The sequence below is a fragment of the Mycobacterium sp. IS-3022 genome (assembly GCF_001500065.1).
Lineage (GTDB): Bacteria > Actinomycetota > Actinomycetes > Mycobacteriales > Mycobacteriaceae > Mycobacterium.
In genome coordinates, this window is sequence record NZ_LQIN01000001.1 from 493,242 (window position 1) to 505,938 (window position 12,697).

14 protein-coding genes are annotated in these 12,697 nt (G+C 65.7%); 11 read left to right on the forward strand and 3 right to left on the reverse strand.

Going from position 1 to position 12,697, the window contains the following annotated elements:
- The first annotated feature begins 18 nt into the window (after positions 1-18).
- The 5 genes from AU188_RS02390 to AU188_RS02410 all read left to right on the forward strand — a co-directional run bounded on the left by AU188_RS02390 (position 19) and on the right by AU188_RS02410 (position 5,667).
- Positions 19-2,124 (forward strand): S9 family peptidase, encoded by a 2,106-nt coding sequence (locus AU188_RS02390; protein WP_059162074.1) that lies wholly within the window; start codon positions 19-21, stop codon positions 2,122-2,124.
- Positions 2,125-2,167: 43 nt separating this feature from the next.
- On the forward strand, positions 2,168-2,725 hold the full coding sequence (locus AU188_RS02395; RefSeq protein WP_059162075.1) for a TetR/AcrR family transcriptional regulator: 558 nt from the start codon (positions 2,168-2,170) through the stop codon (positions 2,723-2,725).
- Between the two features lie 9 nt (positions 2,726-2,734).
- Complete coding sequence (locus tag AU188_RS02400) at positions 2,735-3,232, forward strand: glutathione peroxidase (protein WP_059162076.1); 498 nt, start codon at positions 2,735-2,737, stop codon at positions 3,230-3,232.
- 69 nt (positions 3,233-3,301) lie between these two features.
- Positions 3,302-4,006 (forward strand): DUF2334 domain-containing protein, encoded by a 705-nt coding sequence (locus AU188_RS02405; protein ID WP_059162077.1) that lies wholly within the window; start codon positions 3,302-3,304, stop codon positions 4,004-4,006.
- 23 nt (positions 4,007-4,029) lie between these two features.
- Positions 4,030-5,667, forward strand: a complete 1,638-nt coding sequence (locus tag AU188_RS02410; RefSeq protein ID WP_059162078.1) for an FAD-binding dehydrogenase — start codon at positions 4,030-4,032, stop codon at positions 5,665-5,667.
- A gap of 123 nt (positions 5,668-5,790) precedes the next feature.
- On the opposite strand, the gene AU188_RS02415 is transcribed toward AU188_RS02410, so the two are convergent.
- Entirely contained in the window at positions 5,791-6,444 is a 654-nt protein-coding gene (locus AU188_RS02415; RefSeq protein WP_059162079.1) for an MBL fold metallo-hydrolase, read from the reverse strand.
- A 46-nt stretch (positions 6,445-6,490) separates the two neighbouring features.
- On the opposite strand from AU188_RS02415, the gene AU188_RS02420 reads away from it, so the two are divergent.
- The 6 genes from AU188_RS02420 to AU188_RS02445 all read left to right on the forward strand — a co-directional run bounded on the left by AU188_RS02420 (position 6,491) and on the right by AU188_RS02445 (position 10,651).
- Positions 6,491-7,156, forward strand: a complete 666-nt coding sequence (locus AU188_RS02420; RefSeq protein ID WP_059162080.1) for a hypothetical protein — start codon at positions 6,491-6,493, stop codon at positions 7,154-7,156.
- 35 nt (positions 7,157-7,191) lie between these two features.
- On the forward strand, positions 7,192-7,431 hold the full coding sequence (purS, locus tag AU188_RS02425; RefSeq protein ID WP_059098337.1) for a phosphoribosylformylglycinamidine synthase subunit PurS: 240 nt from the start codon (positions 7,192-7,194) through the stop codon (positions 7,429-7,431).
- Positions 7,428-8,102, forward strand: a complete 675-nt coding sequence (gene purQ / locus AU188_RS02430) for a phosphoribosylformylglycinamidine synthase subunit PurQ (RefSeq protein ID WP_059162081.1) — start codon at positions 7,428-7,430, stop codon at positions 8,100-8,102. The genes purS and purQ overlap by 4 nt, the downstream gene beginning before the upstream one ends.
- Before the next feature lie 192 nt (positions 8,103-8,294).
- Positions 8,295-8,579 (forward strand): type VII secretion target, encoded by a 285-nt coding sequence (locus AU188_RS02435; RefSeq protein ID WP_059162082.1) that lies wholly within the window; start codon positions 8,295-8,297, stop codon positions 8,577-8,579.
- A 132-nt stretch (positions 8,580-8,711) separates the two neighbouring features.
- On the forward strand, positions 8,712-9,929 hold the full coding sequence (locus tag AU188_RS02440) for a hypothetical protein (protein ID WP_286137245.1): 1,218 nt from the start codon (positions 8,712-8,714) through the stop codon (positions 9,927-9,929).
- Entirely contained in the window at positions 9,929-10,651 is a 723-nt protein-coding gene (locus AU188_RS02445; RefSeq protein WP_156426540.1) for a hypothetical protein, read from the forward strand. Before AU188_RS02440 ends, AU188_RS02445 begins: the two co-directional genes overlap by 1 nt.
- A gap of 182 nt (positions 10,652-10,833) precedes the next feature.
- Here AU188_RS02445 and AU188_RS02450 read toward each other — a convergent pair whose 3' ends face one another.
- Both AU188_RS02450 and AU188_RS02455 read right to left on the reverse strand, forming a co-directional pair.
- Positions 10,834-11,631, reverse strand: a complete 798-nt coding sequence (locus AU188_RS02450; RefSeq protein ID WP_059162085.1) for a family 1 encapsulin nanocompartment shell protein — start codon at positions 11,629-11,631, stop codon at positions 10,834-10,836.
- The gene (locus AU188_RS02455; protein WP_172799379.1) at positions 11,631-12,665 is read right to left on the reverse strand and encodes a Dyp-type peroxidase; all 1,035 of its coding nucleotides are present in this window, start codon (positions 12,663-12,665) and stop codon (positions 11,631-11,633) included. The genes AU188_RS02450 and AU188_RS02455 overlap by 1 nt, the downstream gene beginning before the upstream one ends.
- Between the last annotated feature and the right edge of the window lie 32 nt (positions 12,666-12,697).

Here is a 12,697-nt window from a genome sequence, read left to right on the forward strand (position 1 = left end):
GGAGCGAATCAACAGAGGATGAGGCCGCCGGTCGCCAAACGCGTCGAAACCCGCCGCGAGCATCACGGTGACGTCTTCGTCGACCCCTACGAATGGCTCCGCGACAAGAGCGATCCGGACGTGACCGCACACCTCGAAGCGGAGAACGCCTACACCGAGCACGTCACCGAGCACCTGGCGTCGTTGCGGCAGAACATCTTCGACGAGATCAAGGCACGCACCAAGGAGACCGACCTGTCGGTGCCGACGCGACGCGATGCCTGGTGGTACTACGGCCGCAGCTTCGAGGGCAAGCAGTACAGCGTGCACTGCCGTTGCCCCGTCGCCGATCCCGGCGACTGGACACCGCCGGTGCTCGACGAGAACACCGAGATCCCCGGCGAGCAGGTGCTGCTCGACGAGAACGTCGAGGCCGAGGGACACGACTTCTTCTCCCTGGGCGCCGCCTCGGTGAGCCTGGACGGCAACATCCTGGCGTACTCCGTCGACGTCAAGGGCGACGAGCGATACACGCTGAGGTTCAAGGATTTACGCACAGGCGAGCTGTACGACGACACGATCGTCGGAATCGGCCCCGGCGCGACATGGGCGGCCGACAACCGCACCGTGTACTACTCAACGCTTGACGAGGCATGGCGCCCGGACACCATCTGGCGGCACCGGCTGGGCGCCGGTCTGCCTGCACAACGCGTCTATCACGAACCCGACGAGCGGTACTGGCTCGGCGTCGGCCGGACCCGCAGCGACAAGTACGTCATCATCGCGGCCGGTAGCGCCGTCACCTCCGAGGTGCGTTACGCCGATGCGACGGACCCGGAGGCAGAGTTCACGGTCGTGTGGCCACGCCGCGATTTCGTCGAATATTCCGTCGAGCACGCCGTCGTGGGAGGCGAAGACCGTTTCCTCATCCTGCACAACGACGGAGCGGAGAACTTCACGCTCGTCGAGGCACCGGTCGCCGACCCCACCGCGGTGCGCACCCTGATCGAGCACCGAGACGACGCCCGCCTGGATTCCGTGGACGCGTTCGAGAGGCACCTCGTCGTCAGCTACCGGAGCGAGGCGCTGCCGAAGATCCAGCTGTGGCCCATCTATCCGAATGGTGAATACGGCCACCCCGAGGACTTCACGTTCGAGTCCGAACTGACGTCAGCCGGGTTGAGCGTCAACCCGAACTGGAGCGCACCGAAACTGCGGATCGGCGCCACCTCGTACGTCATCCCGGTGCGCGTCTACGACGTCGACCTCGCCACCGGCGAACGGACGCTGCTGCGCGAACAGCCCGTGCTCGGCGACTACCGCCCCGAGGATTACGTCGAACGCCGCGATTGGGCAGTGGCACCCGACGGCGCGCGGATACCGATTTCGATCGTGCACAAGATCGGCCTGCAGTATCCGGCGCCGACGCTGCTCTACGGATACGGCGCGTACGAGGCCTGCGAGGATCCGCGCTTCTCGATAGCGCGGCTGTCCCTGCTCGACCGGGGGATGGTGTTCGCGGTCGCCCATGTGCGCGGCGGCGGGGAGCTGGGTAGGCCGTGGTACGAGCACGGCAAGATGCTCGAGAAGAAGAACAGCTTCACCGACTTCATCGCCGTTGCAAACCATCTCGTGCAGACGGATGTCACCCGACCGGAGAACCTCGTCGCTTACGGGGGCAGCGCCGGCGGCCTGCTGGTGGGCGCCGTCGCGAATATGGCTCCGGAGCTGTTCGCGGGGATACTCGCGGTGGTGCCGTTCGTCGACCCGCTCACCACGATCTTGGATCCGTCGCTTCCGCTCACCGTCACGGAATGGGACGAGTGGGGAAACCCCTTGGAGAGCCAGGAAGTCTACGAGTACATGCAGTCGTACTCGCCGTATGAGAACGTGGCGGCCAAGCATTACCCGCCGATCCTCGCGATGACGTCGCTCAACGACACCAGGGTGTACTACGTCGAGCCTGCGAAATGGGTTGCGGCACTGCGTCACACCAAGACCGACGGCAACCCGGTGCTACTCAAGACCGAGATGAACGCCGGCCATGCTGGTATCAGCGGACGCTATGAGCGTTGGAAGGAGACCGCGTTTCAGTACGCCTGGTTACTGGATGTGGCCAAGGCCGATCACGAGCCCCGCCCCTAGACACGATCTAGGCACTGTCAAGTTCACCGAGTATGCTGGCGGTATGGGCAGGACCCCGTACCACCACGGCGATCTCAAGGCCGTCATCCTCGCGGAGGCGGCCGACCTGGTCGCCGTGCGTGGCGCCGACGGCATCTCGCTGCGCGAGCTCGCCCGCGTGGCGGGGGTGTCGCACGCGGCGCCCGCGCACCACTTCACCGACCGCCGCGGACTGTTCACTGCGCTGGCGGCCCAGGGTTGGCGGAAGCTGGCCGCAGCGCTGGCCGATGCGAGGCCGGACTTCCTCGACGCCGCGCTGGCATACGTGCGGTTCGCCCTCGATAACCCCGGCCACTATGCGGTGATGTTCGACCGGTCGCTTGTCGACCCGGCCAACTCTGAGTTGGTGGCGGCTCAGGACGCTGCGGGCGCCGAGCTGGCACAGGGCGTCGGGACCCTCGACGATCCGCGCGCCGCCGAGGACCCCCAAGCCGCCGCGCTGGCGGCATGGTCACTGGTGCACGGGTTTTCGTTGTTGTGGCTGAACAAGGCGATCGACGTCGACGGCGATCCGATGGCAACCGTCCACCGCGTGGCGGGCATGCTTTTCAAGACCGGGTAACGTGCGGGCATGACCGACACACCGCTGACCGACATTGCTGTCACCACCCTCGACGGCCGCGACACCACGTTGGGCGAACTTGCCGACGGCGCCGCGCTGGTGGTCAACGTCGCTTCGAAATGCGGCCTGACGCCGCAGTACACCGCGCTCGAGCAACTGGCCAAGGACTACCGCGACCGCGGCCTGACGGTGATCGGCGTGCCGTGCAATCAATTCATGGGCCAGGAGCCGGGTACTGCCCAGGAGATTCGGGAATTCTGCTCGACCACTTACGGAGTGACGTTCCCGCTGCTGGCCAAGACCGACGTCAACGGAGCCGACCGGCATCCGCTGTACGCTCAACTGACCAAGACCCCCGACGACAGCGGCGAGGCCGGCGACATCCAGTGGAACTTCGAAAAGTTTCTGCTCGCGCCGGGCGGAACGGTGGCCAAGCGGTTCCGTCCCCGCACCGAGCCCGATTCTCCCGAGGTGATCGCGGCCATCGAGGACGTCCTGCCGCGATAGCACGCGATGGCCATGTGCCGTCAGCCCGTCGTAAACCGTTGTGAAACCTGACGTTGCCATACTGGCCGCGTGGCTGGACAACTGATCGTCTCCGTCTCCGGGATCAGCGATCGCACGATGCCCGACGTCGCGGAGTTCTGCGCGCAACTCGACGCGCGCGCAGTGCCGGTCTCGTTCCTGGTGGCGCCGAGGATAAAAGGCGGCTACCGGTTGGACGACGACGCCGCCACGGTGCACTGGCTGGCACGCAGACGCGATGCCCGCGACGTGATTGTGCTGCACGGCTTCGACGAGGCTGCCACCAAGAATCGGCGCGGGGAGTTCGCGACACTGCCCGCGCACGAGGCGAATCTGCGGTTGACGGCCGCCGACCGCGTGATGGAGCACATGGGTTTGCGCACGCGGCTGTTCGCGGCGCCGGGTTGGACGGTGTCGCAGGGGACGCTGATGGCGCTGCCGCGCAACGGCTTTCGACTTCTCGCCGGCCTCACGGAGATCACCGATCTGGCCCGCGGGACGGCGGTGCGGTCGCGGGTCCTCGGCATCGGTGAAGGTTTCCTCAGCGAGCCGTGGTGGTGCCGGACCCTGGTGTTGTCCGCCGAGCGCATCGCGCGGCGAGGAGGGTTGGTTCGGGTGGCCGTCGCCGCGCGACACCTGCGCAGGCCGGGGCCGCGGCGGGCGATGCTCGACGCCGTCGACCTCGCGCTCATGCACCGGTGTGTACCCGGTGTCTACGAATGGCGGCCGTTCAGTGCATTGACAGACGCCGCGTAGCGTGCGCCCGCTAACGTGGCGACATGGCAGATGCTGACGTCATTGTCGTCGGGGCCGGGCTTGCGGGCCTGGTGGCGGCATGCGAACTCGTCGAACGTGGCCGCCGCGTATTGATTGTCGACCAGGAGAACGCCAACAACATCGGCGGTCAGGCGTACTGGTCGTTCGGCGGGCTGTTCTTCGTCGACAGCCCCGAACAGCGTCGGCTGGGCATCCGGGACAGTCACGAGTTGGCTCTGCAGGACTGGCTGGGCTCGGCGGGATTCGACCGCCCGGAGGATCACTGGCCACGCCAATGGGCGCATGCCTACGTCGATTTCGCAGCGGGTGAGAAGCGCGGCTGGCTGCGCGAGCGTGGCCTGCAGACGTTCCCGATCGTCGGGTGGGCCGAGCGTGGCGGATACGACGCCCGCGGGCACGGCAACTCGGTGCCGCGGTTCCACATCACCTGGGGCACTGGACCGGCGATCGTCGACATCTTCGCGCGCCGACTGACCGGACGCGCCCGGTTCGCACATCGCCATCGGGTGGACGAGCTGATCGTCGAGAACGGAGCCGTCGTCGGTGTGCGCGGAACAGTCCTCGAGCCCTCGGACGAGCCGCGCGGTGTCGCGTCGACACGAAAAGCGGTTGCCGAGTTCGAGTTCCGTGCACAGGCGGTCGTCGTCGCGAGTGGCGGCATCGGAGGCAACCACGACCTGGTGCGGCAGAACTGGCCCAAGCGGATGGGCCGGGTGCCCGAACAGTTGCTCTCCGGCGTGCCCGCGCACGTGGACGGACGGATGATCGGCATCACCGAGGCGGCCGGGGCGCGGGTGATCAACAGCGACCGGATGTGGCATTACACCGAGGGCATCACCAACTACGACCCGATCTGGCCGCTGCACGGGATCCGGATCCTGCCCGGGCCGTCGTCGTTGTGGTTGGACGCCAACGGCAACCGCCTGCCATCGCCGCTGTATCCCGGTTTCGACACGCTCGGCACGCTGGAGCACATCGCACAGACCGGGCAGGACTACACGTGGTTCATCCTCAATGCGCGGATCATCGCCAAGGAGTTCGCGCTTTCCGGTCAGGAACAGAACCCGGACCTCACCGGCCGCAGCGTCCGCGATGTCTTGGCGCGGGTACGTGCCGGCGCGCCGCGACCGGTGCAGGCGTTCGTCGACCGCGGTGTCGACTTCGTCAGCGCTGATTCGCTGCGCGAGTTGGTTTCTGCGATGAACGCCGTCCCCGATGTCCAGCCGCTGGACTACGCGACCGTGCAAGCCGAGGTCACCGCTCGCGACCGGGAGGTCGCGAACAAGTTCACCAAGGACTTCCAGATCGCCTCGATCCGGGTGGCGCGCAACTACCTCGGCGACCGGGTGAGTCGCGTCGTCGCACCGCACCGGTTGACCGATCCGAAAGCCGGTCCGCTGATCGCGGTGAAACTGCACATCCTTACGCGAAAGTCGCTGGGTGGCTTGGAAACCGACTTAGACGCGCGGGTGCTGCGACCCGACGGCGGCGTATTCGAGGGCTTGTTCGCCGCCGGGGAGGCCGCGGGATTCGGCGGTGGCGGCGTGCACGGATACCGGTCGCTGGAGGGTACCTTCCTCGGCGGGTGTGTGTTTTCCGGCCGCGCCGCCGGCCGCGCGGCAGCGCGCGACACGGCCTAGACCCGGCGAGCCCGATCGCAATGTCAGCCTGAGAGCGTCGCCGTGCATATATAGCCGCGACGATGCTCTCAGGCCGACATTGCGTCACCAACAAAGCCTGTCGGGTCGGTCGGAGGCGGAAAGCTAGAACTCGGTGCCGTTCTCCGGGTCGAGCACCTGAAAGTCGGTGTCCGTCATCTCCGAGAGCCTGCCGTAGAAGATGCCGCGGGCGCTGGGATCGATGATCCCCTGGTGGATGGGCACCGCATGCGTCGGCGCCACGGCGCGTAGGTAATCCACCGCCTCGGCGATCTTCATCCACGGCGCGGCCGCGGGCGTCGCCAGCACGTCGACCGGTTCGCCAGGAGTGAACAGCGCGTCGCCCGGATGCATGAGACGGGCGCGATGCGAGCCGTCGCCGATCAGGTACGAGATGTTGTCGATCACGGGGATCTCCGGGTGGATCACGGCGTGCTTACCGCCGACACCGCGGACGGTGAGGTGGTCGATGGTGAACTCGTCGCCGACGTTGACCGCGCGCCACGGATCGCCGAGTTGCGCGGCGGTCTGCGGATCGGCGTACAGCGCGGCCTGCGGATTGGCGTCGAGCAGCGCGGGCAGCCGCTCGGTGTCGGCGTGGTCGGGATGCTGATGGGTGATAAGGATCGCCGACAGCCCCGTGATGCCCTCGAAACCGTGCGAGAACGTCCCTGGGTCGAAAAGAATCGTCGATTCGCCACCCGATTCACCCTTGAAATACGCGAGTAAGCATGAATGTCCGAAATGCGTCAATTCCATGCCTATATTGTGGCGGCGCTGGCCGTGTTCAGGGGGTACTTGAGTCGTGCGATTGCTGCTGGCAGTGGCGCTCACGGCGTTCGGTGTGGCGATGACACCTATCCCGCCGGCGGCCGCTGTCCCGGGCATCTGCCCGCCGATCTGCGACGCGATTCCCGATTCCGCGTGGCCGGTGTCCAGCGAGCTTCCGTTGTACTCGGTATACCGCTGGCCGGGCCTGGCCGGTTTGGCGGTCAGCGCGCCATCGCCAGGGTTCATGTTCGAGGAACTCTGCAGCAGCCCGCCGGTGACCGCCGACCCGCGCGACTATGTGGTTGCGGCAAGGGCGGAGGTCGGCAATCCGCCTGGTCAGTGGCAGCTACGGGCGCAGGTGTTGCACTGGCGCGGAGACGTCGCGCACAACGGTCCGCTCTCGCGGTCCGTGCTCGACACCGCGCGACACAGGCTGCGGACCTGCCAGTTGACGGCTCCGCTGGTGTCGCCGTCGATCACCACGAGCGACCCGGAGCGGCTGGCCGCGGTGATCAGTGTGGCCGGCCAACAGGTGGTCCATCAGTATCTGCTCGCGCATCCGACGAGCGGCACGATCGTCGAACTGGTGATGTGGTCGACCCTGCCGGTGCAGGTGCCCTGGGTCGCGGTGTCCGACGCCCGGGTTCTCGACGCGCTGACCGCCCCGCTGTGCGGCGCGTACCTGGGTTCGTGCCGGTGACTCGCGCCAGCCGACACCGCCGGTACAGTTGACGCGTGGCAAGGGTGGTGGTGCACGTGATGCCCAAGGCCGAGATCCTCGACCCGCAGGGGCAGGCGATCGTCGGCGCGTTGGGCCGGCTCGGTTTCGACGGTGTCTCAGATGTGCGGCAGGGCAAGCGCTTTGAGCTCGAGGTCGACGACAGCATCGACGACGACACCCTCGCCGAGATCGCCGAATCGCTGTTGGCGAACACCGTGATCGAGGACTGGTCGGTGAGCAGGGAGCAATCGTGACCGCGCGTGTGGGCGTCATCACATTTCCCGGCACCCTCGACGACGTCGACGCCGCGCGCGCCGTTCGGTTGGCCGGTGCCGAAGCCGTTCCGCTCTGGCACGCCGACGCCGATCTGAAGAACGTCGACGCGGTGGTGGTGCCCGGCGGGTTCTCCTACGGGGACTATCTGCGGGCCGGAGCCATCGCGAAGTTCGCGCCCGTGATGGGCGAAGTGGTGCGCGCCGCCGAGCAGGGCATGCCGGTGTTGGGTATTTGCAACGGTTTTCAGGTGCTGTGCGAGGCGGGTCTGCTGCCGGGCGCGCTGACGCGCAATGTCGGACTGCACTTCGTCTGCCGTGACATCTGGCTGGAAGTCGCGTCGAACTCCTCGGCGTGGACATCGCGTTACGAACAGGGCGCCGACCTGCTGATCCCTCTGAAGTCCGGCGAGGGCCGCTATGTGGCCAGCGACAAGGTGCTCGACGAGCTCGAGGGCGAGGGGCGGGTGGTGTTCCGCTATCGCGAGAACCCCAACGGCTCGCAACGCAACATCGCCGGCATCAGCTCCGCAGACGGACGCGTCGTCGGCCTGATGCCGCATCCCGAGCACGCGACCGAGGCGCTCACCGGACCGTCCGACGACGGGCTCGGCCTGTTCTACTCCGCGCTGGACGGCGTGCTGAGCGTTTGATCCTTTCTGCGCGAGCGTGACCTTTCTGCGCGAGAGTGCGTGGTCGCACACGACACGCCGCGCTTTTGCAGCACTTTCTGCACGCTCGCCGGCTCTTCAGCGTGCAGATTTGGCGTCACGAGTGGTGTCGGACGACCGTTAGGGTCGGATCTGCGGGCAGTTAGTTGCCCAGCGTTGAGATGGAGGAACCTCATGCTCGTCGACCCTGAACTATTGCGCGCCTTCGCAGGTCAGGTGGATACCGCTTCGGCCACCATTCGCGGGACCGACGTTGGACACAAGACGACGACCGCAGCCGACGGGCTTCCCGCGTCGACCACACAGTGGGCCATGAGAGTAGTCGGCAAGCATGTGACACAGCAGGTCAACGACATCGCCACGAATATCACCAAGATGGGCGGCGCGGTTCGCGGGGCCGGTGATAAGTACGAGGTGGAAGACACGGCGCTCGCCGGCGCGTTCGACGGGTTGTTCTAACAGGTGCTGCCTTCACGTTCACGTCTGCAGGGTTGGAATCCCGACTCTCTTCGCCCTGCAGCGGCGGCGCTCTGTGATGCGGGGCTTGCGGTGTACACAACGGCGCGCAATCTCGATGACGGATGTGACCGGATGCCCGAGGCGCGCGCCTGGGATGGGCCCGCGCACAAAGCTGCGACGGAGATGTTTCGCCGGGCGACCGACACGACCTCTGAATTCAGCCACTACACCGAAGGTGTGGCTGCCGCGCTGTCGAAGGGAGCGGGAACCATTGGCGCCGCCCGCACAACGCTGCTGAACCACGCAGACGAAGTCGATCGCGGCGAGCTCTCCGTCAACGACATGTGGGTGGTCCTCATCAAGCCTGCCCGTGTGTCGGCGGAGAAGGCGGCCAGCCTTCAGGCTGCGGCCAAGGCGGAGCAGGTGGAGATCAACCGCCTGCTCACTTCGCTCGGTGATGCCGACAGCGGGACTGCAGCACAGGTACAGGCTGCTGCAAAGGATTTCGGCTTTGCCCTGCCCGGTCCGAACGATCCCCGCAGCCTCGACCCGACGTCGGGATTCGCCCAACCGGCAGACGAGGTACCCAATCCGATGACTCTGAACGGGCTGATCCAGCAGGGCATCGTTCGCGACAGCGACATGGCCCAATCCGTTCGGGAAAGCAAGGAATGGGTCACCGAAGATGGCCAGGTGCGCAAGACGCTGTGGATGATGGATGGCAGCAGACATGAAATCTACGAGTGGAACGACTACGCCCCCTGCGTCGAGGACACCTATTACGACAAGAACGGCAACATGGTGTCCAGCACGTTCTCTCAGGACAAGACGAACTACGACGGCACGAAGTTCACTTCCATCGAATTCGCCGACGGCACACAGTTAACGATGACGCGAACCCCCGACGGCAAGTGCACCGGCGGGGTGATAACTCCCGACGGTCGCGAGGGCGTTCTGCCAGACGAGTTCTTCTCCCACCCGTCACTAACAACGGTCGGCGGTTCGCTCACCGGATTGGAGGAACAGTCAAAGCGCGGAATCCCGATGATGTCACCGCAATCCGTGGAGAATCTCGGTAAGGCCGCGAAGTACGGTGGTCCGACACTCGGTGTGGCAACCGCGCTCTACGACACCGTGACGGCGAGAACATTCGAAGACGCTTGCGTCGCCGCCATATCGGGGGGCACTGGTGTCGCGGGCGGAATCGCGACCGGCACACTTGCGGCTGGAGTGGCTACCGGACTGGGTGTCCCGCAATTCGCGCCTTTTGCAGCTGTTGGCGGAGACATGCTCGGCGGATGGACGTTCGGTTATGTGGGCGGCATCATAGGCAATATTGTGTGCCGTTGATGAAGCTACTTCCGACCGCGATACTCGCCTGGCTGTTCTTCGGGACCTTCGGTGTCTTCAGTGCGGTGTGGACCGCGCTTTTCATCGTCCGCAGTGAGTTCCCCACTGCGCTTGTGGCGCTCGGCGTAGCGGTGTTCTGCTTCGGGCTGATCATTCCTCTGGTGAAGGTTGTTCGCGAGAACGTCGAACCGCGCGCGGAGATCGACGAAGATGGGACGACTTTCAGGCCCGATAGGTGGATCGACATACCGGTTCTGATGTCGCTGTCCGGACTGGTCGTGGCTAGCGCGATGATTACGGTGCTAGCGCCGCCTGGGAAATTGGACATCGCGATACCACCTTTCATGCGGTACTCGCTTCCGCTCGTGTGCGCGGTCGTGGTGCTTACCGGCGCGCCGACGCTGTGGCGGAACTTTCGCCGGGGCAGCACCAGCTATCTGCGCCTGACGCTGGACGGATTCGAACTGGCCCAGGGATGGCGGTCAATGACCGGAGATTGGGCGGACGTCCAAGACGTCACCGATGAAGTCCCCGGCCAACAGGCGCACACACCTAATGCGATCGTATTCGTCATGTCCGATGACACCGCGCCCACGCTCGCGGCTGCATCCTATACACCCGACGCTGCGGCGATTCGAGACTTGGTCCGGTTCTACTGGAAGCACGCGGACTCGAGGGCCGAACTCACCGACGGCCGAGCCCTGCATCGACTCAACAGGTAGACCGCAGAACGGGCGTCATCCTATTTGGAGGTCACGAACTCGCGAGCGGTGGAGCGACTTGGATCGAAGGTATCGACCGCGTCATAATGAGCCCGTTCGCATCCCCGCGAGCATGCACAAACTGCCGAATTTCCGCGGCGTGTCGTGTGCAAACACGCACGCTCGCGGGAACGAAAAGAACCTCAGGGCGTCAGCGCGACCGAGGCTTCGGCAGTGTAGCACAGGAACGTCAGCGTCTCCTCCAGATACAGCTGGACTGTCCCTGCGTCGTGCGACAGATAGCCGATCGACACGTCGGTCCCCAGCTGTAGGTCGAAATCGCCTCCGCGCGTTGACAATACAAACGCCCCGTCGATAGCAGGCGCCCAGATGATGTCGCCGTCGACGAGCCGGTGAAGATGCTCGCGGATCGGATATCCGTGCTGGGTGGTCTCGCTGACCTTGGTGTACACCTCGGCCGACAGCAGCACTGAGTACGGGCCGTCGACGCCGGAGAGCCGCAACTCGGACAGCGCCTGGGAGATCACGTCGGGGATGTCGCGCTCGTCGTCGGGCAGTGCCAGCGCGGTGTTGGAACTGCATGCCCTGATGCCTTCGATCGACGCCGCCTCGTAGCCCTCGAAGATCGCTCGGTCCTCTGCGAAAGCCAGCTTCATCGCGGCGTCCTTGACCGGGTCCCAGTCCGAATCCTGTGAACCCCGCTCGACGTCGTCGATCGCAGTGCGGGACACGGTGAACGGCACCCGCAGCCGTACCAACGGTTTCGCTTCGCGCAGGTGCGCGATCACGCCGTCGCCAGGAGGCGCGACGTCGCGCAGATGTCCCGTGCTGATCGCCGCGGTGGCCGGCCCGCCGGGCTCGCTGACGTCGACCACCCGACGCCCGGCGATGTGCCGTTTGAACGTGCGGCTGGCCTCCAATTCTATTTCCGCCCAAGCGGCTTCGGTGACCGGCGCCAGATCGCGGTACAGGTTGTTCATCAACGGATTCCTTTCAAGCTGCCGATGTCGAGCGAGCCTTCGTATTCGGCGGGAGTCACGGCGGGAGTCACCACGGCCACCGCCGGTGGATCCGCGTCGGCGACCGAATCAGGCAGTGGCGGAGGGTCGTCGAGGAAGTCGAGGGTCGGGGTGAAGAACATGCCGCCCGTCAGGGCGGTCGAGAAGTCCAGGATGCGGTCGGTGTTGCCCGGCGGGTCGCCGATGAACATGTTGTCCAGCATCCGTTCGGTGACCGCGGCGCTCCGCGAATACCCGATGAAATACGTGCCGAACTCGCCCTTTCCGATCTCGCCGAACGGCATGTTGTGCCGCACGATCTTCAGTTCGTTGCCGGCGTCGTCCTCGATCACGTTCAGCGCGACATGTGAATTGGCCGGCTTGACCGCATCGTCGAGTTCGATGTCGTCGAGTTTGGTGCGGCCGATCACCCGCTCCTGCTCCTCGACCGCCAACGAGTTCCACGCCGCCATGTCGTGCACGTACTTCTGCACGTGCACATAACAGCCGCCCGCGAAATCGGGGTCCTCGTCGCCGATCTGGGTTGCCGAGCGCGCGAGCGCACCATCGGGGTTCTCGGTCCCGTCGACGAAGCCCATCAGGTCGCGGTTGTCGAAGAACTTGAAGCCGTGCGTCTCGTCGACGATGGTGATCGCCCCGTCCATCGCCTCGACCAGCTTGGTGGCCAGCTCGAAGCAGACGTCCATCGACTCGGCACGGATATGGAACAGCACGTCGCCCTCGGTCGCCGGGGCGTGGTGGCGCCCGCCGCGGATCTCGGTGAAGGGATGCAGCTCGGCCGGTCGAGGCCCGCTGAACAGCCGGTCCCAGGCATCGGAGCCGATCGACGTGACCGCCGAGAGCCGTTTTGTCGGATCGCGGAAACCGATGGCCCGCACCAGGCTCGAGATCTCCGTCAGCGCGTCGTGCACGGTCTCCTCCCGGCCGGCGACGATGGTCGCCACCAGGAAGACGGCCGCCGGCGTCAACGGTTCGAGCACCGGCTGCGGCTGCATTTCGGGCACAACTGGACCCTATCGCCAACGAT